At 59.3% G+C, this 26,315-nt stretch carries 25 protein-coding genes; 11 read left to right on the plus strand and 14 right to left on the minus strand.

The features are described from left to right. The coding region (locus AC6FTP_RS16150; protein WP_497207948.1) for an FHA domain-containing protein at nt 1-943 on the minus strand (943 nt) is incomplete at its 3' end. 94 nt (nt 944-1,037) lie between these two features. Next, entirely contained in the window at nt 1,038-2,261 is a 1,224-nt protein-coding gene (locus AC6FTP_RS16155; protein ID WP_497207949.1) for a L,D-transpeptidase family protein, read from the minus strand. Nucleotides 2,262-2,544: 283 nt separating this feature from the next. Here AC6FTP_RS16155 and AC6FTP_RS16160 point away from each other — a divergent pair, with 283 nt between their 5' ends. The 3 genes from AC6FTP_RS16160 to AC6FTP_RS16170 are packed head-to-tail and all read left to right on the plus strand — an operon-like array spanning nt 2,545 to nt 8,232. Beyond that, a complete protein-coding gene (locus tag AC6FTP_RS16160) occupies nt 2,545-4,542 on the plus strand; it encodes a serine/threonine-protein kinase (RefSeq protein ID WP_497207950.1) in 1,998 nt (665 codons plus the stop codon). A 39-nt stretch (nt 4,543-4,581) separates the two neighbouring features. Beyond that, nucleotides 4,582-6,807, plus strand: a complete 2,226-nt coding sequence (locus tag AC6FTP_RS16165; protein WP_497207951.1) for a serine/threonine-protein kinase — start codon at nt 4,582-4,584, stop codon at nt 6,805-6,807. Nucleotides 6,808-6,828: 21 nt separating this feature from the next. Continuing rightward, a complete protein-coding gene (locus AC6FTP_RS16170; protein WP_497207952.1) occupies nt 6,829-8,232 on the plus strand; it encodes a hypothetical protein in 1,404 nt (467 codons plus the stop codon). A gap of 18 nt (nt 8,233-8,250) precedes the next feature. Here AC6FTP_RS16170 and AC6FTP_RS16175 read toward each other — a convergent pair whose 3' ends face one another. After that, nucleotides 8,251-9,540: a formylglycine-generating enzyme family protein gene (locus tag AC6FTP_RS16175; RefSeq protein WP_497207953.1), complete on the minus strand. Its 1,290-nt coding sequence runs from the start codon at nt 9,538-9,540 to the stop codon at nt 8,251-8,253. 177 nt (nt 9,541-9,717) lie between these two features. Between AC6FTP_RS16175 and AC6FTP_RS16180 the strand changes: the two genes are divergently transcribed. Together AC6FTP_RS16180 and AC6FTP_RS16185 are read left to right on the plus strand one after the other, a co-directional pair. Then, complete coding sequence (locus tag AC6FTP_RS16180; RefSeq protein WP_497207954.1) at nt 9,718-9,948, plus strand: hypothetical protein; 231 nt, start codon at nt 9,718-9,720, stop codon at nt 9,946-9,948. Then, nucleotides 9,933-10,625: a hypothetical protein gene (locus AC6FTP_RS16185; protein WP_497207955.1), complete on the plus strand. Its 693-nt coding sequence runs from the start codon at nt 9,933-9,935 to the stop codon at nt 10,623-10,625. The genes AC6FTP_RS16180 and AC6FTP_RS16185 overlap by 16 nt, the downstream gene beginning before the upstream one ends. Before the next feature lie 248 nt (nt 10,626-10,873). On the opposite strand, the gene AC6FTP_RS16190 is transcribed toward AC6FTP_RS16185, so the two are convergent. From AC6FTP_RS16190 to AC6FTP_RS16205, 4 genes are all read right to left on the minus strand, one after another. Further along, nucleotides 10,874-11,116, minus strand: coding sequence for a hypothetical protein (locus tag AC6FTP_RS16190; protein ID WP_497207956.1), 243 nt, complete (start codon nt 11,114-11,116; stop codon nt 10,874-10,876). A 52-nt stretch (nt 11,117-11,168) separates the two neighbouring features. After that, nucleotides 11,169-14,912, minus strand: a complete 3,744-nt coding sequence (locus AC6FTP_RS16195) for a caspase family protein (RefSeq protein WP_497207957.1) — start codon at nt 14,910-14,912, stop codon at nt 11,169-11,171. Nucleotides 14,913-14,983: 71 nt separating this feature from the next. Then, nucleotides 14,984-17,290 (minus strand): trypsin-like peptidase domain-containing protein, encoded by a 2,307-nt coding sequence (locus tag AC6FTP_RS16200; RefSeq protein ID WP_497207958.1) that lies wholly within the window; start codon nt 17,288-17,290, stop codon nt 14,984-14,986. A gap of 61 nt (nt 17,291-17,351) precedes the next feature. Next, nucleotides 17,352-17,504 carry a hypothetical protein gene (locus tag AC6FTP_RS16205; RefSeq protein WP_497207959.1) on the minus strand — a complete coding sequence of 51 codons (153 nt, stop codon included), beginning with the start codon at nt 17,502-17,504 and terminating at the stop codon, nt 17,352-17,354. Nucleotides 17,505-17,643: 139 nt separating this feature from the next. Between AC6FTP_RS16205 and AC6FTP_RS16210 the strand changes: the two genes are divergently transcribed. From AC6FTP_RS16210 to AC6FTP_RS16230, 5 genes are all read left to right on the plus strand, one after another. Beyond that, a complete protein-coding gene (locus AC6FTP_RS16210; RefSeq protein WP_497207960.1) occupies nt 17,644-17,967 on the plus strand; it encodes a hypothetical protein in 324 nt (107 codons plus the stop codon). 90 nt (nt 17,968-18,057) lie between these two features. Then, on the plus strand, nt 18,058-18,660 hold the full coding sequence (locus tag AC6FTP_RS16215) for an OmpA family protein (protein WP_497207961.1): 603 nt from the start codon (nt 18,058-18,060) through the stop codon (nt 18,658-18,660). Nucleotides 18,661-18,707: 47 nt separating this feature from the next. Beyond that, a complete protein-coding gene (locus tag AC6FTP_RS16220; RefSeq protein WP_497207962.1) occupies nt 18,708-19,628 on the plus strand; it encodes a hypothetical protein in 921 nt (306 codons plus the stop codon). Nucleotides 19,629-19,680: 52 nt separating this feature from the next. After that, nucleotides 19,681-20,346, plus strand: a complete 666-nt coding sequence (locus tag AC6FTP_RS16225; RefSeq protein ID WP_497207963.1) for a hypothetical protein — start codon at nt 19,681-19,683, stop codon at nt 20,344-20,346. A gap of 145 nt (nt 20,347-20,491) precedes the next feature. Further along, nucleotides 20,492-20,947 (plus strand): hypothetical protein, encoded by a 456-nt coding sequence (locus AC6FTP_RS16230; RefSeq protein WP_497207964.1) that lies wholly within the window; start codon nt 20,492-20,494, stop codon nt 20,945-20,947. Between the two features lie 142 nt (nt 20,948-21,089). Here AC6FTP_RS16230 and AC6FTP_RS16235 read toward each other — a convergent pair whose 3' ends face one another. The 4 genes from AC6FTP_RS16235 to AC6FTP_RS16250 all read right to left on the minus strand — a co-directional run bounded on the left by AC6FTP_RS16235 (nt 21,090) and on the right by AC6FTP_RS16250 (nt 23,049). Beyond that, nucleotides 21,090-21,332 (minus strand): hypothetical protein, encoded by a 243-nt coding sequence (locus AC6FTP_RS16235; RefSeq protein WP_497207965.1) that lies wholly within the window; start codon nt 21,330-21,332, stop codon nt 21,090-21,092. A 56-nt stretch (nt 21,333-21,388) separates the two neighbouring features. After that, nucleotides 21,389-21,754: a hypothetical protein gene (locus tag AC6FTP_RS16240; protein ID WP_497207966.1), complete on the minus strand. Its 366-nt coding sequence runs from the start codon at nt 21,752-21,754 to the stop codon at nt 21,389-21,391. Between the two features lie 405 nt (nt 21,755-22,159). Continuing rightward, nucleotides 22,160-22,765: a hypothetical protein gene (locus AC6FTP_RS16245; protein ID WP_497207967.1), complete on the minus strand. Its 606-nt coding sequence runs from the start codon at nt 22,763-22,765 to the stop codon at nt 22,160-22,162. 62 nt (nt 22,766-22,827) lie between these two features. Beyond that, nucleotides 22,828-23,049 (minus strand): hypothetical protein, encoded by a 222-nt coding sequence (locus tag AC6FTP_RS16250; protein WP_497207968.1) that lies wholly within the window; start codon nt 23,047-23,049, stop codon nt 22,828-22,830. A gap of 1,258 nt (nt 23,050-24,307) precedes the next feature. Here AC6FTP_RS16250 and AC6FTP_RS16255 point away from each other — a divergent pair. Beyond that, nucleotides 24,308-24,751 (plus strand): hypothetical protein, encoded by a 444-nt coding sequence (locus AC6FTP_RS16255; protein WP_497207969.1) that lies wholly within the window; start codon nt 24,308-24,310, stop codon nt 24,749-24,751. 426 nt (nt 24,752-25,177) lie between these two features. Here the strand turns inward: AC6FTP_RS16255 and AC6FTP_RS16260 are convergent, their stop codons facing one another. The 3 genes from AC6FTP_RS16260 to AC6FTP_RS16270 are packed head-to-tail and all read right to left on the minus strand — an operon-like array spanning nt 25,178 to nt 26,290. Continuing rightward, nucleotides 25,178-25,315: a hypothetical protein gene (locus tag AC6FTP_RS16260; protein WP_497207970.1), complete on the minus strand. Its 138-nt coding sequence runs from the start codon at nt 25,313-25,315 to the stop codon at nt 25,178-25,180. Beyond that, nucleotides 25,312-26,103 (minus strand): hypothetical protein, encoded by a 792-nt coding sequence (locus AC6FTP_RS16265; protein WP_497207971.1) that lies wholly within the window; start codon nt 26,101-26,103, stop codon nt 25,312-25,314. The genes AC6FTP_RS16260 and AC6FTP_RS16265 overlap by 4 nt, the downstream gene beginning before the upstream one ends. Before the next feature lie 58 nt (nt 26,104-26,161). Continuing rightward, on the minus strand, nt 26,162-26,290 hold the full coding sequence (locus tag AC6FTP_RS16270) for a helix-turn-helix domain-containing protein (protein WP_497207972.1): 129 nt from the start codon (nt 26,288-26,290) through the stop codon (nt 26,162-26,164). Between the last annotated feature and the right edge of the window lie 25 nt (nt 26,291-26,315).

Here is a 26,315-nt window from a genome sequence, read left to right on the forward strand (position 1 = left end):
CGGCAGGGAAGCCGAGGAAGGCCACGCGCTTTCCGGCATCAAGCTGGCGGACTTTTTCCACCGGAGCGAGCTGGAAGGTGGGGCTGTGCTGCTCTTTGATGATGAGCAGGCCGACATCGTAGGTGCCTAGTTCAGACTGGCGGCCTTGGGCGTTCATCATGTCGGCACAATACGAGGGGTGGCTGATGGCCTGACGGACGCGATACTTCTTCGAGGGGTCCTTATTGATGGCGATGAAGACAGCTCCACCCGTTTTGAGGGCGTCTTTCGCGGGCTCGGTGATGTGGCTGTTCGTGGCGAAGATGCCGGGGGCCACGGCCCAGGCGGTGCCGGTGCCGAGAGATTGGCCTTGGGCATTCATGAGGATGACTTTGCCGACGGCACTCTCGAGGCGTTTCGCGGCGGCCTCGATCTGCGTGTCGCTATCGCCACCACCACCGAGAGTGACGTTGATGGAGCCACTGCCGCTCGGACGGAGCAGCCACAGGGCACCGAGGCCAAGGGCGATGAGGGCCGCGATGGCGATGGGGAGTTTGTTGCCTTTCCGTGCCGGGCCGCGCCCGCCGCCACCTTGGCCGAGGTGGGCGGGTCCGCTGGGGCGCTGATCGCGGGCGGGCAAGGCATCGGCGGGGAGGGTGACTTCCACGCGGGGACCGCTCTGGCCGAGTTCGATGACGAAGCTGCCGACGAGCGCGCGCGGCTGGGTGAGCTTTTGCCCATTTAAATGAGTGCCTGTACTGCTGCCAGCATCGGCCAGCCACCAGACGCCTTCGGCATCGCGGTAAAGCCGCGCATGGCTGCTGCTCACGCCACGGTCCCAGGTGGGATCGAAGCGGACGGTGTTGTTCGGCCCGGTGCCGAAGGAGACTTCCTGGGTGTGGAGGATCTCGTCTTTACCTTTGTTGGTACCCGTGAGGCGGCGGATGAGGATGGGGTGGTTCATGGGAGAAGATGTGTTGTGTTTAGCCTGAGCCCTCAGCGGACTCCAAGCCTCAAGTACAGTTTTTGTCGTGTGGGGTTACAAAAGATCCTCGATCTCAGCGCGTCATGGCGATGGCTTGTGAGACGGTGCTGGTCTTCCAAACGATCTTGGTGCCCTTGCCCACGAGTTTCACGAGGCGGGTGATGTCCCAGTTCGCCAGGCGGATGCAGCCGCTGCTGTGGTTGCGGCCGATGCGGGCTGGGTCAGCAGTGCCGTGGATGCCGATGTGGGCCTGCGGACCTTGGTCGGGCTCGATGTCGAGCCAGAGGATGCCGACTGGGTTGTTCGGGCCGGGGGGCAGATCGTGCTTCACTTTGCCAGCGCGGCCTTCTTTGAGCATGAGATCATCCCAAAGGAAGCGTGGGTTCGGGGCCATGGCCTGGATGTGCCAGGTGCCGCTGCGGCGGTGCTCGGGCTTCGGGCTGACGGTGATGGGGAAAGTGGCGGTGAGGCGTCCATCCGCGCCGATTACTTCGATCATGCGGGCGTCGTGGTCGATGCGCAGTGTGGTGCCTTCGGGAGCTTTTCGGCTGGCGATGCCTGCGGGCGGCCACGTCTCGATGATGAAGGGCTTCACGGCAGGCACGCGGAGTTTTTTGCCCAGCTTGAGTTTTGTGAGATCAAGGCCGGGATTCAGGCGGCGGAGGGTGCTGAGATCGGTGTGGAAGCGCTCGGCGGTGTATTCGGCGAGACTTTCGTAGAGCAGGACGGAAGTAGCGGCCTTTTCTGGCAGTGTGGCGGGCAGCGGAGCGATCCAGGCGGCGGCGCTGGCGGGAATGGTGAAGGTGGTTTGTGTCTTGACGACGGTCTTGCGCGCCTCGGCGAGCAGGGAATCGAGGCTTCGACCCTCCTGGGCGGCGATCCAGCGCTCGATGGTTTTCACGGTGAACTCACCCATGAGGCCATCGAGCTTGCCGGGGGCAAACTGGACTTGGTCCAGGTAAAGGTGGAGCTTCCAGCGGTCAGATTCGGGAAGGGCGCGCAGGGTTTCCAGAAGGGTAAGCGGCTGCGCCTGGGGTGTCGCTGGCAGAACTGTGAGTTGGCTCTCCCCACCTTCACGAAGATAAAGCTCCTGGCCGACGTGGATGAGATCGCTCTTCAGACCGTTGATGTTTTTCAGGTCGGCGATGGTCGTGCCGTGGAGCCGGGCAATGCTATAGAGGGTTTCTTTGGCCCTGACTCTGTGAGTCATAGTCGCTGGCAGAGAGGCTTGAGCGATGACTGGAGAGAGGGTGTATGTCAGGATAAAGCAGAGGAGTGAAGTGCGGCGAAGTTTCATGGAGAGTGCAGTTTTAGGCATCTCGGGAAAGGCAACTCACCAGGGCCTTTCCGGCGGGCGTCTGAAAGTTTCAAAAATCACACCCAAAAAGTGTAACCGACTGCCCTGAAATCGGTAGGAGTCCGCATCCATGTCGTGTTCCACCGGAAAACTTGTCATCACTTATCTTTTATCTGGCGCTGCATTGACGCGTCAGCCTAGAAAATGCAGTACAGGGAGGCACATGGCCCCCGCGCCAGGTAGGTGACAGCCGCAAGATACATGCCTTACTTCTTCCATCACGATGAGCACTCACAGCCAGCCCAGCACAGGTAATTTAGACTTCCTGGCCACACGCGTCGGATTAGCCCAGGAACTGGTGGTCTTCGGACGCTTCCAGCTCAAGCGCATCCTGGGTCGTGGTGGCATGGGGGTGGTGTGGCTTGCTGAGGACCAGCAGTATCATCGCCAAGTGGCGGTGAAGTTCATGCCAGACATCGTGGCCGCTGATGCAAGTGCGGTGCAGGATCTGCGCCGGGAGACGCGCAACGGCCTGCGCCTCACCCACAAGAACATCGTGCGCATGTATGATTTGGTGGAGGAGAATGAAAGCGCTGCCATCATCATGGAGTTCGTGAACGGCTCCAATCTCGCTGACATGCGTCTGAAGCAGCCGGAGCAGGTTTTTGAGGTGGCCAGTCTGGAGAAATATGTCAACCAGATGCTCGATGCACTGGAGCACGCTCATGGGGAAGTGGGACTGATCCATCGCGATCTGAAGCCTGCTAATCTGATGGTCAATGACCTCGACGACCTCAAGGTCGCGGACTTTGGCATCGCCCGAAATCTAAAGGACACGGTCAGCCGGGTCAGTGTGAAGGCAGCCTCCTCTGGGACGCTGGTTTACATGAGTCCGCAACAGCTTCTCGGAGAGATGCCATGTCCTGCGGATGACATCTATGCGCTGGGAGCTACGATTTATGAGCTGCTCACGGGTAAACCGCCCTTTTACAGCGGCGACATCGCCACCCAGGTGGATGGCAAAATCCCTCCTCGCCTCGTGGAGCGGCGTGCAGAGTTCGGTGTGCGTGGGGATGCCATCCCCGAGGCCTGGGAGACGGTCATCGCCGCCTGTCTGGAAAAGAGCCCGAAGAACCGTCCCGTGGACATGGAGGCGATCCGCCAGGGATTGAAGGGGCTCAAATTCAAGCGCGGTTCAGGCGACTGGAAATCACGCAGCGCTGCTGCTACACGCAGCAAAAACACGGCTCCCGCCGCCGCATCTTCCCTGACGGTAAAAGCTGCTGCTGCTGCGGTACTCATCTGCGGTGCTGGCTGGTACTTCGGCTTGCATGCGCCCGCCCAGGCCAAGCGCGAGAGTGCGCTGGCCGCCACCAAGGCCAGCGAAACAGCGGCGGATAAAAAGAAACGCGCCCTGGCGGATGATGATCTGGCCCGGTTTGAGGAGGATGTGAAAGGACTGAAGGAGGCGGCAGACAGTTTTCCCTCCAAAAAGCAACTGCGTGAGACCTGGGAGGCATTGCATGAAAAGCTGGCCCTCTTTGACCATCCCTTCAGCGAGCGCGACAAGGAGCTGAAGGACGAAGTCAGCCGTCAGCTCAAGCGGGCTGATGCCGACGAGCAGGTGGAGAAGGAAGACTACCGAAAGGCCGTCAAAGAAGTGGAGCGGGAGATGCTGGCTTTGCAGGTGGAGGACAAACGAACCGATCTCTCCGCCACGGTGAAGCGTGATGCCTGGAGCAAGCTGCTACAGAGCTTCCCCAAACGCGGTCTCGATGAGATCTACGGCACCGATCATGAAGCACTACAGACGGATGCCCAAAAGGCCTTTGTTGAGTGGAGCAACAAAGCGCTGGCAGAGACGCCCGCTCAGCCAGTGCCCTTTCCTCAGGTGCTGTCCGCCTCCTTCACGACTGGCTGGCAGGAGAAGGAAAAGAAAGAAAAGTTTAAGACCGCCCTGGCCGCGCTCACTCGTGAGGGGGTCTATCATGGCAAGCCTGAAGGGGACTCTCCCATCCTGGTCCATGAATCCATCCTCGCCTTTCAAAAACGTGAAGCGCTGCCCGCCAATGGTCTGCTCGATGATGCCACCCTGGCACGGCTCAAGGTGGACAATGCTCGCCCCACTATCGCCTCGTCCTCCTCGGGTGGAGGTAGTGGTGGTGGCGGACGCACCAATTCTGGAGGCAGCAACTCTAGTGGCTCCAGTGGCGGAGGGGTGCCGACTTGGATGAAATACATCCCAGCAGGCGGTGGCCCGCGTTTTGGCCGCCCATTTTGATATTCCAGGCAAAACTCCCACTCGATACCTTGTCCCGCCATGTCAGACACTGCTCCCAACACTCTCGATTTTGATGTCACCCTGCGCACCTTTGCTCCCGGTGCGCGTGTGTTTGACCGCTATGTGCTGGAGCGTGTTTTGGGGCGTGGACGCAAGGGGGATGTATGGCTGGCCAGAGACGAGCGTCTGGGCATGGATGTCGCCATCAAGCTGCTGATCAACTACCCGCACTTCCACGCACTGCGCAGCAATATTGGCAGTCTGCTCGATCTCACCCATCCGAATATCATTCGTATCTATGACTTCGTCGGAGATGAAAATCTCGCGGGCTTTGTCATGGAGTATTTTCCCTCCACGCCCCTCTCCGAGATGCTGCGGGAGAAAAACGGTAGGCCCTTTGAAGTCGGTGAAATCAGCCGTTGGGCACGCGATCTCTTTGCCGCCCTGCATTCTGCCTGGGACACATCACGCTTGCTTCATCGCGATCTGCGCACCGCGACGCTTCTGGTCAGCCCGAATGGATTGCTGAAAATTTCTGACTTCGGACTGGCTCCGAATCGCCTCTTTGATGCAGAGAGCAGCGACCCCACGGCAACGGAGTTTGTCTCGCTGCCCGGGCTCAGCCCCCAGCTCATTGCGGGCCAGCAGCCGACACACCAGGATGACATCTATGCTGCCGGTGCTGTCCTCTATGAACTGCTGACCACCAAGCCTGTCTTTCCAGGGGGCAACATCATTCTCCAGATCCAGCGCAAAGTGCCGCCCTCCATCGCCGAGCGCCGCAAGGAACTGGACATCAAAGGTGATCCAGTTCCCAAGGCTTGGGAGCAGTGGATCGCACGCTTTTTGGACAAGGACGCTGACAAACGCCCACGATCTGCCGACGAAGTGGTCGAATGGCTGCGCAGCGCCAAGACAGGACAGGGCAGCACCAGCCGACATCATCAGGCCATGGCTGCCGTGAGCCAGGTCTTTCGTAAATCTGGTGGTTCTGAATGGCGAAAATCTGCGCTGAAGGCAGCGGCATTCATTCTCGTGGCGGGTGGTGCCGCCTGGGGTTTTCTTCTCAGGCCTGCCAGTAAAACTCTGGAAGAACGGCGCTCCATCATCACCCGCCTGGATCATGCGGAAAAAGCAGAGAAGGCAGTGCCTGCGGACCTCATGAAGGCCTGGCAGGAAGACTTCATCACACCCTATGATGGGCTCAACGTGCCCTTCACCGAGGAGGATGAAGTCATGATGACCCATGCCCTGGCCCGCAAGCAGCACTGGGAAGACCAGGATATCAAGAACGCGCGAGAGGTGAAGGCCAGGGAGACCCGCGAAAGCAAAGTGGCGGAAGCCCTTCAAACTGCGGTGAATGCCCTCATCAAAGATGATAAGGAAATAGACAGCATCACCCTCACCCCAAACCAGCGCGCCGAAAAGATCGCCACCCAGCTTCAGGCCTGGAATGAGCTGCTGACCAAGCATGATGTGCCCGATCAGCCTACTCTGGAGGAGTTCACAGATGAACTGGCCCGCGCACGCAAAGCCCAGGCCGCCGTCAAAAAGCTCTCTGATGAAATCGCCGCCAATGCCGCCGAGTGGATCACCAGGCAGAAATCTGCCATTGATGGACTCGCTGCCTACTGCCTGACACCCGACATGAGCGCGAACAAAAAGCTGGAGCGAATTGGCTCGCTCCTGTCCGAGTTTCAGCCTGACAAGGCACCGCCCGGCGTGCAGGCTGCGCTGCCTGGGCTGATCGCCGAAGTCACCGCCTTTAAAACCACCTGGGAGAGCAACCTCCTCGCCGAGACCGGCTCCACTCCGGCGGTGACATTGGACGAACTCTACAAAGGCACCCGCTATGAAAACGCCTCCCAGGATGTGAAGCGGGAGGTGCTGCTTCGGATGCAGGATCAGTGGAAGGCCCTCGGCATCACCTGCGATCCCAAGGAAGAGGGCAAGCCCGGCAAATCCACGCACGAAGCCTTGGTGGCATGGCAGAAAAAGCATGGAGTCGTGGCCAGCGGACGCTTCTCGGACAAAACCCTCGAGCCCGCCGCCCTGCATAATCTGGACATCTTTGAGCTGGAGGGCGAGATCGCCAAGCAGGCCGCCCTCAAGGCTGTGGCGGAGAAGAAGAGCAATGTCAGCAAAGGCGGCTCCAAGAAAAAGAAGGTGGCGGCACCAGCGCCCAGCAAGTGGCAAAAGGTGGGTGAGTTCTTCACGACCAACCCCTTCAAAAAGAAGGCAGAACCCAGCAAGAGCAAAAAGTAAATCTGAGACCGGACTGTCACCATGAGCGCTTCTGATTCCGTCTCTCTTTACCTCGCCTTTCCCAAGATCTTGGTGGCTGGTTTCGGCAGCTTCTTTCGCGCCACCCTGGTGAACCGGGAAAGCACAACGCTGGAAAACGTGGCCGTCACTTTTGCCTGTGCCGACTTTGATCCACCGGAGATCGTGCTGGACTTTGATGCCGTGGCTCCCGGAGCACGCGTGGACAAGACGATCTCCATCACTCCCGCCCGCCCGGGAAGCCGCCCGCTGGCCTGCGCGGTTGAGTTCAGCCTCGGCTCTGACAGCAAGTCACTCTTCGGAAGCTGGGAACACCTCACCATCTTTGAGAAACCCTCCAACGAAATCAACATCACCAACATCGTCCGCGATGTGCAGAGCCACCGCAGCAGCGGAGAAAAAGCGGAGTTTGGTGCGGTGAAGGGGGATGTCAGCATCAACCTTACCAACAACCTCACCCAGATCCGCACTCTCAACGAACTGCTCGCCGCCAACATGCCGGATGAGCTTCATCAGGTTCATCTCCGCTCCCTGACCACCACCGAGTTCAGCAGCAGTTCAAACCGGCGGCGCATCCCTTCAGCCTTTCTCCGAGTCTATGAGCCCATGGCGGCGCTCTCCCTGCGCCCGCTCGGTGCCCCGCCGCCTGACCCGCGCGCTCCCGCCGTGTGCGGCTGGCGTTTGCGCGGCGGTGGCACACCGCTCGTGCTCGGGCGCAGTTCTGTGGACGTTGACATGGTCACGCGCTTCATGCCCGCAGATGCAGCCAATGACAGCAAGTCGGCCGGACTCAGCCGCAGGCAGGCACGGCTTTCCGTCAACGGCAGCGGTCAGGTGCAGGTGGAGAACGTCAGCTCGGGCAACGTGGTGATCGCAGGACGCATGGCCGTGCCCGTCGCCGCCATGGCACTGCTGCCACCGGAGCAGAATCTCGGCCTGGGCACTCCGCCTGCGGATCTGCGTCTTGGAGTCCGCCTGGCACCCGCCCCGCACCACAGCATCCGGCTCATGAATCTGGCGGAGTGGCAGGGTTACGGCTCCAGCCGCCATCTGACATCTGATTCTGAACCCACCTGGGGGCACGCCCTCTTTGACTGGCAAAACTCCGCCCCGAGCTACTGGAACACCGTCTGGTTCAGTCGTCTGGCGGCCTTCGGCAGTGCCGAAGACGTGCCGCTGCGGCTTGATGATCCTGGCATTGATCCCTGCCATGGATTTCTGCATTACTTCAATGGCTGCTACTGGCTGGAGGTCATCTCGCCACGCGGAGGAGTGACATTGCACGACCCGCAAATCCCCCTCGCCAGCCCCCCCTTGCCCATCCCTCCGGGTGTCATTGTCCCACTGCGCGGAAACATGACGCTTACGGTCGGCAGCACGAGCTACCTGCTGACAAAGGCGGCGTAGCAGATGGAAAGTTAGGCATCAAACAGGACCGCCCGTCTCCCGAGCCAGCACCACCCGGAATCCAATCCGGTGAGACGACACATGCGACTCCCGCCCGAAGCGTGCCGAGGCCCGTGCGCACACATCCGGCCCCTGGTAGCAGCCGCCACGGATCACGCGCTTCAGCGGCTGACCGGGCGGCACCTCACGCGAAAGCGGATCAGTCGTGTCAGCCCGCTGGTAGGGCGCGTGGGCATCCATGCACCATTCAAAGACCAGCCCCAGCATGTCATGCAGTCCCCAGGCATTCGGCAGGAAGCGCCCAACCTCCACCATGTGACCGCCATTCGCCTGCAAGGAGCCGATGTCCGCCAGCTTTCCATAGCGCGGTTGATTTGACCCCGCACGGCAGGCGTATTCCCACTGCGCCTCCGTGGGCAGACGGTAGGCATAACCTCGCGGCAGAGTGCCCGCTGCTTTTTCCAGCTCCGTGAGCCGCTCGCAGAAAGCCATCGCCTGACCCCAGGTCAGGTTGGCCACGGGCATCTTGTCCGCCAGATGCCCGGTCAATGTCACCGGGCTGGGCGAGTCCATGACGCGGGTAAAGAGAGCATTCGTCACCAGATGGCGGCTCATCCAAAAGCCGCGTGTCAGATGCACCTCCCGCTGCGGTTTCTCCTCAGGCTCAGCCCCCGGGTCATCCACGCTGGCCCCCATGTGGAAATTCCCGGCTGGGATGCCCGCCATTTCCACGCTCTGCGCATTCGCCCAGGTCAGGCAGGTTTCTCGGACCAGATGCAGCGGCAGCGGCTTCCATTCGGCGGCCGACGGGTCATCCCGGAGCCAGTCTTCGAAATCACGCAGCGGATTCGAGCCGTGGAAATTCAGCACATGCCCCGCACCACTGCCGCCTTCGCTGCCGATGGCACCAAAACCGCCCTGGATGTCGCCCTGGATTACCACATTCATCCCGCCAGAGCCGGGGCGCGCACTCACCTGCACCACCAGCTTCGTGCTCCACAGTTCCAGGTCCAGCAGGCTGCCCACGCGGCCTCGTAGATGCAGTTGGAAAAAAGTCTCCCCCGTGCGCGGCGGTACCGGCAGGATGAAGTCCAGCGGCAGGCTCGTCTCACGCCTCAGCGTGCCCAACTTCCGCCAGTGATCCTCAGCGCCTGCCGACTCCTCCCAGCAGGGTCGCCAGTCGAGCTGGGTCACTTCCAGACCCGAGGCATTGTGCAGTCTCAGCCCCACCCGCCGCGTCTCCCCCAGCACCCAGCGCCGGGGCATCTGGATCTCAAGAGACAGGAGGTCTGAAAGCGGGAAGATCATGGCGGGCGGATGAAAGCGTCTGTTTCCACCGCTGCCAGACAAAAGATGCAGCCCGAAGGCGGTGCGCAGAGAAAGACAGCCCGGATGGGGATTTCCGGTGGCTGCCTGGTCGACGGGCGTGTTGAGGTACGCCTGCGCAGTTGCACCGTCCCGGCTCACACCTTACACTCCGTCATCATGCGTCAGTACCGCCCCACCATTGAGCAGCTCAAAAAGCGCTACTCCTCCGACATGGCCCGCCGCAAGATGCAGCAGCGCCGCGATGCCACGCGTGATCCCGCCGCCAAGCGAATCCAGACCCCGGACAACTCCGAGCCCTGGCTGCCTCATCCGGTCCGGTCCCTGGCGGAGGCGATGTGGATTTCTGATCAAATCACCGCCGACATGATCCGATGGAAGCTCCTCTAGCCACAGACCAATTCATCCACGCTCTCGCTGCACAACATCGTGTTGTTTTGATTGGCGGCATGGCCATCATCAGCCACGGATTGAGCCGCCGGACCAAGGACGTGGACATCTGGCTGGACCCCATGAATTCCAGTGCAGAATGGGCTGACCGTTTGCTGCGCGTGGCGGCAGCTTTCCCCGCCGCACGCTTTTGGTCTCTCGCTTGCCGCAGGGATCTACAACCTGATGAGCTTGCCGGTGAAATCGCCGACTTCGGTGTCATTCGCATCACCGGCTTCGACCGTGACATCGATGTCTTCCGCCGTCCCAACGAGTTAGGTGAAGAATCCTTCGACGAAGTGTGGACGCGTGCAGTGCGCGTGCTCGAAGGAGGCGTCCGCCTGCCTGACCCACTGGATCTGCACATCAGCAAGGCTGACACCGGACGCGAGCATGATTTGAAAGACCAGCTCTTCCTCGAATCCCTCGTCAAAACCCGCTTCCGCGAGCGTCTCCCCGTCTGTGATCTCACCGAGGCCACCGGGATGCTTGACCGCTTTCTCGACCCCGAAGTCCTGCAATACGCCCGCACCAATCCCCACCCCGAAGTCCGCGCCCTGGCCCGCAAATACCTCCACGAATTCGAAGCCGAAGGCGATCCCTACTCCCGTGACATCCTGGCGGCATGGAAAGAGTGAAAGGAGGAGAGTGGGGGCAGATCGACATCCACCTCCCAGCCGAGCCGGGCCAACTCTTCGGCGAGACTCCCAACCCATTCATGGCTCGCACGTCATGAACTGCCCCTGTAAGGGCCAAGGGCCAGTTTCATACCAGCCCAGGACCTCGGTGAGGAGTCTATTTGTCTGGCAGAGGGCTAAAAGCCCGACCCATGCTCGCAGCATGATGCCGCAGTCTGAGGAGTGATAGTCATCCAGGGCTTGGGGCTTCAAGCCGAGACGAACAAGGTGAAGCCGCGCCACTTCTCAAACCTGGGACGAGGCAAATGGCGTTGTTTAACAGCGATTTGCATCAACTTAGATGCACTGATTGCCAGGCATCTCCCCGCGCCTGCGCCAAGCGGTCGCAGCAGCTCATAGCGCCGGTTGAAAAGGCGCTGCCCGGCCTTCAACTGCGGCATCTGCGGACCACCGTGGTCTTGGGATTGGTTTAGGAAGGGATCGCGGGGCATGGTGGGCAGGAACAGAATCTGAATAGCGCATTGCGGAAGCAATAAAGCATCCTTACTTCTTGAGAACGAAATCCTGGTCACGCTCAAATGCGACGACGCTGGGGCGTTGCGCATTTCCAGTCAATTCGGGGACGCGTTGGGAAACATAGCTCTTCAACTCGCTGACGGTGATTTGGCCATCCCGGTTCCAGTCGGCCTTCCGATCTCGCAGCGCTTCGATCACCGATGCAGTGAACACGCCATTGCGCCATAGGTCGGATTCCAGGGCATATTGCGCGCCCCCGGAAGCGCCGATCACTGACACTCCGCGCTTGAGTCCTGGCAGCAAAAACATCTCTTCGATGAATCGCTGCTGGTCTTGCGCAGACAGGCCGGTCGATGGGGGCGTCGCCGGTTTTGGCACCTTGATGGCGCGTACGCTCTCCGGCAGCTTCACATCCATTTGCGCCAGCAGCACTTCATCCTTTTCGCCCACGAGACCCGCCTGACAGGTGTCCAGCAAGACCAGGCGTTTGCGTGCTTTGCCTGCGGAGACCGCCTCCAGCAGCGCGTCCAGTTTCAGCCCCGTCAGCCCAGCCCTCGCTGGATCGAAATCATGGCTGGCAAAGACATAATCCAAGTTCTCATCCAGCACGCCGTGACCTGCGCAGAAAAGAATGATCTCATCACTTTCGGAAGTCTGCGCGGCGAAGCTTTGAATGTGTTCCAGGGCCCCTTTGTCAGCCTGTTTGTCCGTGAGCAGGAGCGTTCGCGTGGTGCCGCCGCCATCAGTCGCCTGCAGCGCTTTCATCATGTCCTTCGCATCCTTCGCGGCAAACTCCAGGTTCAGTTCCGGCTTCGCGTATTCGGAAACTCCGAGGCAGATGACAAACCTCTGATGGGTCTGGGCTCCGCGCTTCAGGATCGTGCGGAAGCGCTGCGTCTCGCCACGCCTGCCCAGCGCATCGGTCGCGTTAACTTCAATCCAGTTCTGACCTTCCGCCAAAACCAGGCGCACAGATCCCTTCGCCGTTCCTCCCGCAGGTGCCGCCCAGGCATCGCCTTTCATCTGCACCACCGGCACACCGTTGATTCGCACCGCCACCTCGCCGAGAGCTTGATTCCCCGCATTCACCTCGATGGGCAGGGTGATCTCATCGGACGTTGCCCAGAGCGGCGGACGCTCCGGAATCGTCACTTTCGGCAGGTCCCCGGCCCGCGGTGCAGGCATTGATCCGTCAAACCCGATGCGCTTGAGCCAGCGCTCCGTCACCTTTGCCAGAACATCGATCTGATCTGCATCCCCGCCCAGCGCCTTCAGCACCTCGGCAGGGCGATTCCGCCATGCAGAGACTCCTGCCGCAAACATCCAGCCGCTGCCCGCCTTCAGTTTCAGCAGTTCGTCACAGCCGGGCGATCCCGCATAAAAACCATCCGGCAGAACCACGGCATATTGATCCTCTCCATGAAAATAGAGGTCGGCGATTTTGCGCTGCGCCTGCTCGGAGAAAAGTTCGAAAATCTGGTAGCCATCCGCCTGCGGCACAAACAGCCAGTTCTTCGAGCTTTCAAAAAAGGCCCTCCCATCCTTGTCGTCCCATGTCCACCCGGCGACGGGCGAAACAACACTCGACGTCAAATCCACGCGCTCCAGTTGAGCCGCCACATAGCCGCTGCTCAGCACCAGTACCTGCTTGTTCGAGCTCGGGTCAAGTTGCGCCACCAGGGGCTGCAAGCCACGCTGCGGTCCCTCGCCGAGGATGAAGTTCTTGCCTGTGCTTAAATCGGCAAGCATCACCGTTTGCGCCCGCCCTCCGGTGCTGCTGTCCGTCAATGAACTGGTCAATGCCAGCCGTTCTGGAGCCAGCCCATGAACGCGGTCGAATGCATACATGCCCTTGCCCGTCTGGTCTTCAAATGGCTGGGAGATCAACTTGCCACTACGCCAGTCAAATTCCTTCCAGAACCGGCCTTTGTCAAAATCACCCAGCATCAAAGCAATGGACTTGCGGGTTCCGTTCAGAGCAAAATCGGTTCCCTCCCTCAAATCTTCAGCACGGATTTCATCCGAAAGACTGACCGTCTCAGACGTCGCCTGCGCCGATGAATCGACCCGCGTGATTCGCATTCGTGACCGTGCATCCGGGGAGATCTCGGCGATAAAAGCGGCACTCTCGGTGAAATCAATATTCACCTTGCCCCGGTCTTTCTCAGATCCGGCCATTGGTACTCGGATGACCCCGGCAGGAGATGCCAGGACCAGATGATTCGGTGCCACCCCTCTGAGCACCCCATCGGCAAAAACGCCCACCGATTCCAAATCCATGTCGGCAGTTCTGACGAGCCGATCCTTTAAAGCCGAAAGATTTAAACTCAAAATCCCACCTTGAAGCATCGGACGCACCACCATGACCCCGCGCTCAATGCCTGAAGTCACTCGACCTGCGGAAGCCTGCAGGCGGGAGGCCGCGTCATAATACGGAGTCTCTTCTTTCACAGGTCCGGCACTCAATCCCAGATAGTCCAGCCCCGCGCCGTCTGTCACATCAGGGGACAGCGGGAAGCCGCTTCCGCTGGAAGCAGCGGAGAACCGGATCTTCACATCCACAAAGGCAGGGCGGCTCAGTTGAGCCCCAGCCACAGGGATCATCGCATCCGGACCGGAGGCGTAGGGCACGACGATTTCATTGCCTCGCCACCGGGGGGCGCAATGGCTGTCATAATCAAACGAAGGATTCTGCGGCTGCCAGAGCGCTGTGCGGTCGATCTGACGTTGCTGCGGATCAATGACGATCAAAGCCTGCGCCACATCGTCAGGATATTTGATCCAGCGCGTGTGTTCTCTGCCGCAGGTCGTCACGGCCAGGAACTGCCGTCGCGTGGGTGACCAGTCCAGATGCAGCACATCATTGGGCAGGGACAGCGAGCAGGCCAGATTCAAAGACCGCGCATCCCAAACCGACAGATGGCATTTCCCCCTGCCGAGCCCCAGGGAGATAAACGATCCGGTCACAATCCATTCATCATTTGAAAACAGCCGCCGTTCATGATTAAGCCGCCACAATCGGGCAGCCTTCGGGGTGTTTTCACCTGCGTCTAGAAACTCGTAAGCCCATTCATCCCCCTCGCTGCTCTTCCCGGTGATCCGGTCCAGCCCATTTGCATTTTGTGCCGCCTGGGCCAGCTCGGTCACATGGCGCACAGCCAGTGGATATCCCGCCTGCGCGGAGAGCTGCAGGTACTGCAGGCTCACCGCTGCGTCTTTCGGAATCCCGTGCCCCATTTCATTGCACATTGAGTAGTTAAACTGAGCGGGCGCATAGCCCATGTCTGCGGCCGTTTTGTAAAGCCGCGCCGCTTCCAGGTAGCGGTCCTGCAGCGTCCATTTTTGTGCCACCACGGTCCCTTGAAAAATCATGATGCCCACCGCTGTGATGGAATAGGGGTCCTTCAGCCGCGACAGTTCATTGAAAGCCGCCGCCTGATACTTCAAACCCGCCTCGTTGTTCTTCGGAACCCCCTCGCCAATGCGCAGCAGCGACCCAAGCCGGAAATAGCCCAGCGGATGCCGAGCCTCGGCGCTCGCGCTCGCATACCTCACCGCCAGCTCCGGGTTCTTCTCCACATTCCATCCCAGCGCGTAATGTGTGGCCACCACCGCCTGCGCAAACGCATCTCCAGCGTCAGCCCGCTGCTTGGCCTCGTGGAATGGTAGGATTTGGGAATTCTGCGCCAGCAGTGTCGCTTGGCTCAGCATCAATAGTGTTATCAAAAGCTTTCTGATAAAGCCCTTGTCGGGTTGGAGAATTTTGTTCATTGATCGGTATTGGAGACAAGGTATTTAGATGGCGTGCCATTGAAAATGGGTATTCATCGCATTTTATTTCCTCACCACCCCATCCAGTCCAGCAGCACGTCGATGCGCTGGGCGAAGTTCAGTTGCACGCCGCTGGGCGCGCGGCGGGGTTCGTTGGGGGATTTCGGATCGTAGAGGCGCTCCATGTTGCCAGCGGTGATGACGCCGATGACGTCGCCACTTTCATCGAAGAGCGGGCTGCCGCTGGCTCCACCTGCCACGCCGAGGTTGTGCTTGATGAGCTGACAGCGGGAGGGATCGGCACTATGGCTGAAATCCCAGGGCTGGAGGGCGGAGATGCTGCCTTTCTGCGCTGTGGGTTTCGGACTGCGGAGCAGGACACTGCCGACGAGGTTCTCAAAAGGGAACCCGAGGTAGCCGACGGACTGCATTTCCCTCAATGCCATGAGCCTGGCCCGACTGGCGAGCGGCAGGCCCTGGACGCCTGGAGGCAGCGGCACGTCGATGTGCAGGATGGCGAAGTCGTGCGTCGGCAGCGGGTCTTTGCGATCCTTGCTGAGGGCGTAGTTCGGATGGATGAGGATGCGGCCCACGGGCAGGGCGGTGGATTGTCCGGCCAGCGTGACCCAGATGCTCATGCCCGCCTGCTCGCGGGCTTCGAGCAGGGTGACGGCCACATGCGCATTCGTGACGAGGCAGGAGCGGCCTGCGACGAGCCAGGCCGTGCCCACAGGCGTGGGTTCACCGGCACCGGGCAGGGACATGGAGCAAATGCCGACGCTGGGCTCGTAGCGCTGCGCATGAACTTCAAAACCACTGCCGCCAAAGCTCGGGCCGCCGACGCTCACAAAGGTGGAGCCTGCGACTCCAGACGTGGCCATGCCTGCGGCGTAGTTTTGCACAAAGGAGGGCACGGACTGGCCGCCGGGGAAGGTGCCCTGAGGCATGGTGGCAAAGCTCTGGCCGGTGGAGAAGACGGTGACGTTGGGCTTCGGCTGTGAGGCTCGGATGGCCTCGACCACACTCTCCCCGTGCGCTCCGGCGAGGTGAATCGGGGTGACATCTTTGGTGCCCTGGGCGACTTCGATCTTGGCCTTGGTCTTGATCTCGGACAAGGCACGCATGGTTTCGATCTGTCCCCGACGCACCTCATTGAGGATTTCGACATCGGACATGTCGCCCTCTTTTTTCAGCCTGATGCGTTCCCGTTCGGCATCGTGTTCGCGCTGCTGGCGCAGGCGTTCGAGTTCATCGCGCAGAAGCTCCTCTTTGCGCCGCTCCTGGAGTTCATACTCCTGGGCGGTGAGCCGCACGACTCCCACGCGCTCCACATCCGCGAGCTGGCGCTCTTTCTCCCTGGCGATCTGATACATGCCGATGACGTGCTCCCGCTCCATGCTGGTGAGCGCGTACTCGTGCGTCCAGCGGTCCACCTGCTCTTTGAAGGCGAACTCGTCTTTGATCTCGGTGAGCTTGTGACCCTGCTCCAGTTCACGTTTTTGTTTGGCCCAGCGCAGCTCGCGCTCGGTGCTGCTGATGAGGCCCTCGGACTCGCGGACGCGCTCGATCTGAGGGGAGACGAGGCGGAGATCGATCACGCCTTTAAAGCTGAGGCCGTACTCTTCGAGCAGGCGCGGCAGTTCCTCGCCGAGGCGGGCCTCGATCTGCGGGCGGAGGTCGGTGGAGCGGGCCACTTCCTCCACCGTGAGGCGCGAGAGAGCGATGCGCAGCACCTCGGCGATGCGTGCGGTGTGTGGCAGGATGAGGTCATCATCACGCACGAGATCACTGCCCGTGGGCAGCAGGCGGCGGATGATGGTGGAGGGATCGGCGGCCTGCACTTTCACGAGCAGCGCGGCCTCCACAGCGGAGTTGTCGCGGGTGAAAAGCTGCGCGGTATCGCCCAGGCTGACCATGCAGGTGACGGGATCGGTGACGAGGATGAAGCCATCCACAAAGCCGCTAGCTTTGTCTCCGCCGGTGAGTCTTTCCCAAAAGCTGGTCTGCGAGTGGTAGCCAGGCTTCAGCGTGTCCCGATATTGGCCGTTGCGGTAAAGAACGCCGAGCGTGCCTTCATCCACCTGGATGCCATGGCGGAGGCGCTCCTGCGGCGTCTCAATGGTCACACGCGTGGCAAAGATGCCCTCCGTGCGCCTCCAGCGGTCGCTGAAGATCAGATCACGCGCCTGGGTGGTGAGATTGGCCCCACAGCTCCAGCAGCCCGTGGAGTCTGCCGCTACGCTGGCACCACAGCCTGTGCAGTTGCGCCAGGAGTTCGCGCGGCCTGCCTGGCAGTGATTGCAGAATTTAGCCGCCTTTTCGATGCGATGGCCGCAGTTGGTGCATTTCTCGGTGAAGAAGAGTTTCAGGAGGGACATGGGAAGTGGAGGAAAAATGGAACGTGAAAAATTCAGGCAGGATGTAGGCAAAATACCAGCTTTATTCCAGCACAGGCAGCACACTGTCCACGAGCCAGCGCACACTGTCCGCCGTGGCGATGGCCACGCGCGCCACAGGATTTCGCGGGCCACACTCGACATAGATGAACTGGCTGACGACGAGGGTGATGAGGATGATGAAGAGAGTTTTCATGGTGAGATCAGGCTGGGTGCCTGAGCTGGAAAGGCAGGACGCGGCCAACTTTTCCGGTTCGCGGCCTCAGTTTTTCTAAATTAATAAACTTGGCTTAGGCGCGCTGTTTGGCGATTTTACGCAGAACCTCACACTGGCCATGAACAATCAGTCATCTCCACCAAGCTGCAACTGTCAGAAGGAAAACCTCAGCATCAGCAAAAAAGGCATGTGGATTGCTTTGGCAGGAGTGGTGGTTACCGCAATTGTCGGCTGGCTGGCTTACATCAAAAACGAGGTTCCCACCTTCCAGCAAACCATCAAACAGACAGGCGATGGTAATCAGGCCGGCTTATTGAATATCAAATGGGGCGGCACGGAGGCTTTCGAGGAGTCAAAGAACAGCAAGTCCGGCAAGATACAGCAGATGGAGCGCCCTGAGTTTAAACCTCGCGCGGGTGGCGGGCCGAGCTGGGTTTTCTAGTCTCGGCTAAACAACTTCACTTTTGTTGCCGAAGATTCAGAAATTCCCCGGCTCGTTGTCTTTTCATCTCTGTCAGCAGACACATCCATCATGAAAACCTCATCCAAGTTCCTCCTCTCCATCATTGCTGCCAGCAGCCTGGTCACTGCCGCACACGCTCAGCGTGAATCTTTTGAAACCAGCGTCGTCCGTAAGGCGGATGTGCTCATCATCGAGATGCAGCAGCCTGCCGCCACTCCTGGCAAACCCAACTCCGTCCAGCGCAGCGGCCTCACGCATGATGGCAAGCCCTCTACCATCGCGGCATCGCGGAAGGCGGTGTCCTTTAACAACATCTTTTTCAAACTCGACTCCACCGAGCTGCGTGATGACGCCTCCCGCCTCCAGGTCGAGGAGATCGCCACGACACTGAAATCGCCCAAGCTCGCGGGCACACGATTTCTCATCGAGGGCCACACCTGCGATCTCGGCGAGGATGCACATAACCTGAAACTCTCCGCCAAACGCGCAGAAGCCATCCGCAAGCTGCTGATCAAGCGCGGCGTCGCCAAGGATCGGCTCGCCTCACTCGGGTTTGGCGAGGCGGAAATCGTCGATCCCGTGAAGGTGGGTGACACGCTAGCCAAAGCCGAGACCAAACGCATGAAGAGCCGCCGTGTGGTCATGCGCCAGCTTTCGCCTGATAAAAAGTGAGGCGCATTTTCGGAAACTCCCTCGCTCATCTCCTTTTACCCATCACCATGAAATCCACTGCTCCACTCCTTCTCCTTGCCCTCGGGCTTAGCTTCACCCCCACGCTGCGAGCCGATGTGGCCCCGCCGCCCTCGCGTTTTGAAAAGAACTCCGCCAATGCCACCATCCAAAAGCCTGTAGAGAACAAACCCGCTCCTGAATCCCGCGATGAGGCCGACTTTCTTAAGGCGGTGAAGGCCGGCGTCCAAGTCACGGAACTCGGCTGCATGAGGGCCACCTTCGTTTTCGATGAAAACGCCGCCGAGTTTGAGACCCAGGTGACGGAAGCGTTCAGCGATGCCGACTTCCGTGTCTTCTCAAAGGGAAACGTCGTCCGGGGGCGGGTAGAACCCAAGGCACTGCATGAAATTGGCAACGATCGTTACGCAGACCTCGTCGTTTACACCACCATCGCTGGCCGTGAAAAGCCTGCACTTGGCAAGCTGCGCCTCTTTGAAGCCACCTGCACCATGCAGGTGTACAACCCCATGTCCGAGGAACTGCTCGTCAGCGAGACCGCCCGGCTAGAGGGCAAACGCCACGCCGATGAAGTCGAAGCCCTGCGCAGCGCCACGGAAGGCGCGGTCGCCGCTGCCACGAAGGAACTCATCATGAAAACGCTCGAGAAGGCGCACAAGATCCTCGTCCATGAAGCCCAGCTTAAAGGGGTGGAAGATCACCAGCACCTGCTTCAGATCATGGAATACACCGCGAAGCTCAAAGGCGTGTATCACGTCCGCCAGATGACCTATGACAAAGCCACCGGCCTTGCCGTGATCGAGATCATCGGCGCTCCGCAAACGGAAAGCTTCTGGCGCGCCTACCTGAACAACCTGCCCAAGCGCGAAAAGTGGATCATCGACGTGAAGCACATCCGCATCGTGCAAAACGAAAAGCTCCGCCAGAAGAACCCCGACTGGACCAAGTAAATGCCCCGGCTCCTGCTTGTAACTTGAAACCCGAAACTTTGACTTACCTCCCATGAAACTGCTCTCACTCGCTCTCGCCGCCTTTCTTGCGCTTGCCACTTCCGCCACCGCCCAGGGCATCTCCCAACCTCGTCCGCTGACACTTCCAGATGACATCGACATCGCCACTCTGAAGGACGCCGGACGCGCGGCCATCTCCCAGGTGCTGGCCGAGTTTGCCGGCAGCAATGCCAGCGGCGGTAAAAGCTACATCATCCTCCCGCTGTCGAAGGACATCGACCAGGGCTACTTCACCCTCCAGTTTGAAAACGCCTTCACACAAAAGGCCGGTGCGGCTGGTTACAAGCTCTACACCCGCACGGACAAGGTGCTGGAAAAGGTGCTGACCGAGATCGAGTTCCAGCAGAACTTCGAGGACTCCCTGAACAAGGCCACCATGCAAAAGCTGTCCCTCGTCGGTGCTGAATCCGTCATTCTCCCACGCATCGACATCGACCGCAGCGGCGATGGAGCCCTCACTTTGCGCGCCAGCATCGGCATCCACAACGTCGCCACGGCAGAGAAAGTCTGGGGCAATGAAAGCAGCTCCCTCATCCCCGGCCGAGTGACCACTGAGCAGTGGATCACTCGTGGCATCATCGCCCTCGCCGCCTTCGCGGTGCTCATGATCGTGCTCTGGTTCATCCGCACGGTGCGCCGTGCTGCACGGCCACGATAAAGGAAGTGTTTCTGGTTCTATCAACCCTTCTTCCTGCCCTTGGTGTTCCGCTCCGCCCATCTTGGTCTTACCAGATCGACACGGACTAAGCATAGGCGACCAAAGTCATGCTGTGAATAGCCAGTCCCACGATCTTTCCCCCGTGATGAACGTACTGATCTACTCTCTACCAGTGATGCCAACACTTCTGCTCGGCTGTTTCAGCCTCTCAGTTTTAGCCGCAGACGATAGGCATGTGTATGTGGACACCACTCCATATAGTGACGGCTATATCAATCATTCGGTAGTGCTGGACACGCGAATGGGAGTCGCGATTTCTTCGCAGGTCATCCATGAGCGGCGCAGTGGCGCATCGGCTCAGGGAATGCTTAACGTGTGGGACCTCAGCATTGGGCAGGGTAGGGAGCGTGTTCTCCTTCCATCACTTGCCTTTGAGATGACCATGAATCGAGATCGCCATTTGCTGGCGGTGGTCGGCGGTCCTGGGAACCAGGACGACACGGAACCTCTCGTGCTAATCTATGATTACGAAAAGCGCCGTGTGGCCTATAAAAGCCCCAGACCGTTGAAGCCCAGCAGACAAGATGCAGCCGCTTTTTAGAATGAACCTGTGAGCTTGGTGGTCGCTTTTGATGATGAGAAGGACTCCTCAGCCTACACCCGCATCGAATGGGAAAATAGCGGACGCGCGTCTCCGATGGCTGCGGATCAAGCCAAGGCCATCCTGACAGCTTCAATCTGCGCTATGCATTTGAGTATTTGAAGGGAGGTGGATGCGTGTCGATCTGGCGGAAGATGGTGTCCATCCAAGGGCGCTTGGCGCGGGCCTGTGACAGCTTGAGCACTCGTTTGCGGACGTGCTGGCTGACCCAGCCACCTATTGCAAACCAATAGGATCTCAAAGTCGCCAAGGTGGCGGCGTTGCGACTGTTGAGCCCGAAGTTCCGGAACAGGTTGATCAAGTTGTAGGCCAGCTTCGGGTGCATTCAAAAGGACTCCCCTTGCCTCGTCATAACGGCCTAAGCTGAAAAGCGTCAACGCTTCAGTGTAGTAACCCGTCAAATTTTGCGGCTGCACCTTGCGATGCAGTCGGGCGATGACCAAGGCGTCGTCGAACCTCTTTTTTGCTGTCCAAGCCAACAACAAATTCTTGCAGAAGATCACCAATTCGTTGAGCCGTGGCTTCGTCGAATTCTTGGTTGTCAGGCCTAACAGCAGCAACACCGATTCCTTTTACTTGTGTTAATGAGGCTGGCTTTTGTTCAGCTGGATCCTTTGTATCATCAATGCTTTGGATTCGTTGGGGTGGCCGGGGAATTCGTCCTATGACGGGTGGCGCTGTTGGGAGTTCCAGGTTGTGCTTCTGCAGTTTTTTAAAAACAGGCCGCTTCGATTTGTGTTCAAGCAATCTTTTTCCGTCTGCGCCCGTGACCCTGGGTTGGCACACCACCACGCAAATTCCATGAGAACGCAAATTTCAGCTTTCCACTTTTTTCGAGTTCCAGGCCGTCATGAAGCCTTCCCACGTTCAAGCAGGCAGGCGCACACTTACCCCTCCAACGGCTTGCACCAGCACGTAAATGCTTACCAAACGAGCATCCTGCGCTGGCTTGATCTCGGACATTGCCTCTGATTTTCCATCCCCTTCTCAATTCCTCTCACCGTTAGGTTGCAGTCAGCTGCGGACGGCCATGAGGCCTGCTAAACCCTGATGAGTAAGGCTGTTGCGCACGCATGATGATCAGCCGTGATAAGCGACGGTGCAGGCGTGCTGAGGCAGCAGCGGAAGCTTCCCAAGTGTCATGGTTGTGCATCATTGTTGCGCAACAAGGTTGGAAGGGCGCGATGCGGGTGATTTCTTGGCCGAGGCGGCCTCGCCGCCGAGGCATTGCAGCGCATCTGAGAACATTTCCGGCCAGCCGTCTTCGTCACCCTCCAGCCCTTGATCGAACAATTTGATCCATTGAGCCAACTCATCAGCAGCCATACGCATCTGTAGACAACCTTCATCCGCGCACTTGCTGCGTGCTTCGGCTTCAGCGGCAGCCTCCCGCGACTCCAACTCCGTCCTCAAGCTGTGCTGGATGGATTTAAGGTGAGATCGAAGCAGCGAGGTCGCTTTCCCCATGATCTGGTGCCTGACCTCCGCGTGGGCTTGGCGCAGCAGCGCGTAGCGTTTGGTGGTGAGGCGTTCATCAGCGAGCACAGCCAGTCGTTGCTCGTTCTCCGGGGAGGGATTAGCCGTGTAGGCCCCGTATGCGGCCTTTTGATCGAGCATGGCACGCTCCGGGCGCAACTGCTCCATCCGTTCCGAGTGCCGCTCCCAGTTGTCTTGCAATGATTTGAGGGCGAGGACCTGGACCTTGCCGAGGGAGGGCAGTTTCAGGGATTGGATCAGGAGGTTGAGCGAGGGCGGCATGGTGTGTGTGACTTGTCGATGGTGTGAAGCGATGAGTGCTGCCGTTGTGGCGCAAAGATGGATCACAGCAATGGGTGCTCAGCCGTGGTTGCGGCAGCCTGGGAAGAAGCGGCTTTATCGGCGAGGAATAGGGGCAGCAGTTTGCCGCCACCAATGTCCATGGCGGCATCGGCCAGGAGCTTGCCATCCTTCAGGCGCAGCAGGAGCGTCACGCGGCTGTGGCCGGTGAGTTGAGCGAGGCGGTTCAGCGAGATGTAACAGCGTGTGGTGGTAAGGGTGCTCATGAGCAATTAACAACAGCGTTCGTGTCAACGCGTTCAGCACTGCGGCAGACTGCTGGGCCTCAGTCCCCTTTCTTGTCTATGGCGAATTATGCCGGCTGCGGTGGTGGCATGTGCCGAACTCGTCCCGGAACTCGTCCTGACGTTGTTTATTTTTTTCACATGCACGAACTCGTCCTGGAACTCGTCTCCCCCTATAGGGGGTGGGACGAGTTTCCCGAGTTCGCGCGCGGCGCTTTTCTTTCTCGTCCCGCGCACGAGTTTCCCGAGTTTCCCGAGTTCGCAGTCAGCGCCGTTTTGGGGACTTACGACGCTTGGCACACACCTTGAGCGGCATTTGTTCCTTGGGGGCAATTCGACATTCAAGCGATGAACCAAAGGGCGATTGGTGAAGCGCTGAGCATGCTGCACGAGGGTAAGTGAGATCGCCCGCTTTGGTTCGCAAACAGCCCTCTGGCGCGTCTGTGACTGACGCGAAGGTGAGTGTGGCAGAATCCACCTCGAAGGCAGCCAGTGTCACGCAGATGGTCTTTAAAAACCACGCTGAAATAGCTCAGCCAGTCGCGCAACATTCTCCAGCGTGATTTGATCGCGAATCGCGGCAGCTATGGCCGGGAGGTCGGACGCGCTGCGCACTTGGCGCACAAAGCGCAGTGCTGCCTCTGTGTGTGTACTGTCCCCCTTTATATCTTCTCTATTTTTATTTTTTTCCTCCAATTTAAAGCTCTGGAGTTTTGGCGCAGGGGCGAAGTGCGCTTTGTGCGCCAAGTGCGCCTGTCACCGGTAAGCTCGGGAGACGCACGGGTGTGGGCTTTGGGTTGGGACGTGGTTGGGGTGGGTGGTGACGGAGGATGTCGGGCGACTGCTACCGGAGGCGCTTGCGTTGAGTGAGACGTTACGCACAGCGCGCGCGAGTCCAGTTTCAGCTGATTCGCGCTCTCTCTTTAGAGAGATAGGGATTATCCCTCGATCCCCATGAGACTTGGGGATTTGGGTCAAAAAAGTGTCCCCAGGGGATTTTGTTTTTGAGGAGTCCCTAAGGTGTTCATGACGCACCTCCTACTTGAGATTGCTGTTGGGTATTGCGGCCGATCCAGGCATTGTCGGCGAAGCGAATGATGCGGTAGCGGTAGTGGCGCAGCATGTCGAACACGCTCATGGCACGAGCCCTTCATCATTTACGATGGAGATGAGGTAGCGTCGGGGGCAATTGCTGTGCGATGCGAATAAGCGCCTGCTTCATGCCATCAGCGCATCCGGCATGAACTGGCGTATTCACGAGGGCGGTGAAGTGCTCTCATTAATCAGGCGCAGGCTCGATGCCCTGGTAACGCTCCAGGCACTTGTCGAGATCGTTGCCGGGTTTGGTACCAGCGCTGAGCAGTCGAGCGGCCACCAGCGTGCAGAACACGCGCGTGGCACGCAGCCCGCACTTCACGCGAAGCCAGAGCAGATCGAACTTGGCGTTGTGGGCGATGATCTCGACGGATTCGAGGACTGTCTTCAGTTCACCGAGATCGTAGCCGATGGCGCGGAGGTCGATGATCCAAGGCTGCTGGTTCTCTACTCACAGCGAGAGCAGCCGGATGTCACCGGTCAATGGATCGAGACCATCGCCTTTGCGCGGACCGTAGGTTTCCAGATCGAGGGCAACAGATTTAGCCTCCATGATCGTGACGGCAATTTGAGGGAGAGTGTTGCGTGAAGTGACTGGAATCGGGGTTAGGCGCACGTGGCGCACAAGGCGCACGCACTCCTCTCCACATGTACTACCATCTATATATATTTTTTTATTTTTAATATCATCATGAATTATTTCCCCAGTGTCTGACACAGAGGAACCACGTGCGCCTAGTGCGCCACGTGCGCCGGATTTAGAGGATTGAATGGCTTCAAAAGTGGGTTTTGCGCCGGCATTTACCACCGGAGCGGTTTCATCAGCGTCGGGTGAGTGCGCCATGTGCGCCGAGATGCCGAACAGTTCACCGACCAAGTCCACATGCTCATTCCTCGCGGCAGTGAAGATGAACTTCTGTTTCTGCGTTTCACGCACTCGGTCGTCCACTCGCATAGCGATGCCACCGAGCTGGCGGCCTCGAAATTGCCCGGAGATCTTTTCCAACCCGTGTCTTCACACCCTTCTCGGCCAGATCACCGACCACGAGAACATGTCCTCGTCGTCATGTGCGATGATCACGTCGTAGATTTCACCTTTGGTGATCCACTTGTCGGGATACGTGGCGAAGCATGCGGCAAACAGTGCCTTCATCGCTTCCGTCTGCCGGTCGGCAGGCAGGCCACCATCATCATCGTGCGGCAGACAGGGATCACCCATGCCAGTGACCATAATGATGCCGCCGACGATGGCCGCCCACTCAGGAAAGCTGCTGAAGGGCGTCGGGCCGCAGGGGCAACCTGCATCCATCCAGCGCCGAACCAACGCGGCCACTGCGGAGAGCATCTCGCTGCGATGCCGCAGCAGCCAGCCATGCAGGTCGGGTTTGGGAAACAACCGCCCGTTAGCGTTTTTTCAGCGAACATGAGTGAGATGCGCCGGGTGCGCGGTTCCACGTCTGGTCGGAAAGTGAGGCCGATGTTGGCGGAGATGCTGAACTCGATCTCGTTAGGCAGCTTCAAATCAGCTTTGCCCTCGGTGCTGTCAAGGTTGCGTGCGGCAAACATCTTGCTGGTGATCGCGCCGATGAAGCAGGCGTCCTGGATGTGGCCCTGACAGTTGGCGAAGTGCAGCATCCGCCGCCCGCTCATCAACGCGGCCGTGATGCGCTTGCGTGTTTCCTCGGACTCACGTTCCAGAACGCTGTCCTCGCAGCTATGGCCTTCGTAAACCATGTGCGTCACACCTGCGAGATAGTCCTTCCCGGCGCGTGGGCGGTTGGCGGAATAGTGCCAGAGCGGGAAGCGTGCATCCCAGCCCATCAAGCCACGGCAGTAGGGCGTGATGAAGCGTGCGAGTTGGTGAACCAGGCTTTGCTTGTCGCGCCAACCGAAGCCGTCGTATGCTTCGCTCAGCCATTCCATGACTTCATCGGGAGACATGGGCCGGATCTTTGGCGAGCCCAGATCGGTGTAGATGCGGAAGCGCGGGTCATATCGTTCAATCCTCAAACCAGCGTTTCACAGCCTCAGGACTGAATCTTACTAAGCGACCAGCCTTGCGGAAAGGCAGACCTTGGTTTCGTAGATTGCTGACATGTCGAGTGCTACAGCGTGCATAGTCTGCCACATCCCGAACAGTCCAGAGGACCGGT

Origin of the sequence: Prosthecobacter sp., assembly GCF_044378005.1 — a bacterium.
Classification (GTDB): domain Bacteria; phylum Verrucomicrobiota; class Verrucomicrobiia; order Verrucomicrobiales; family Verrucomicrobiaceae; genus Prosthecobacter.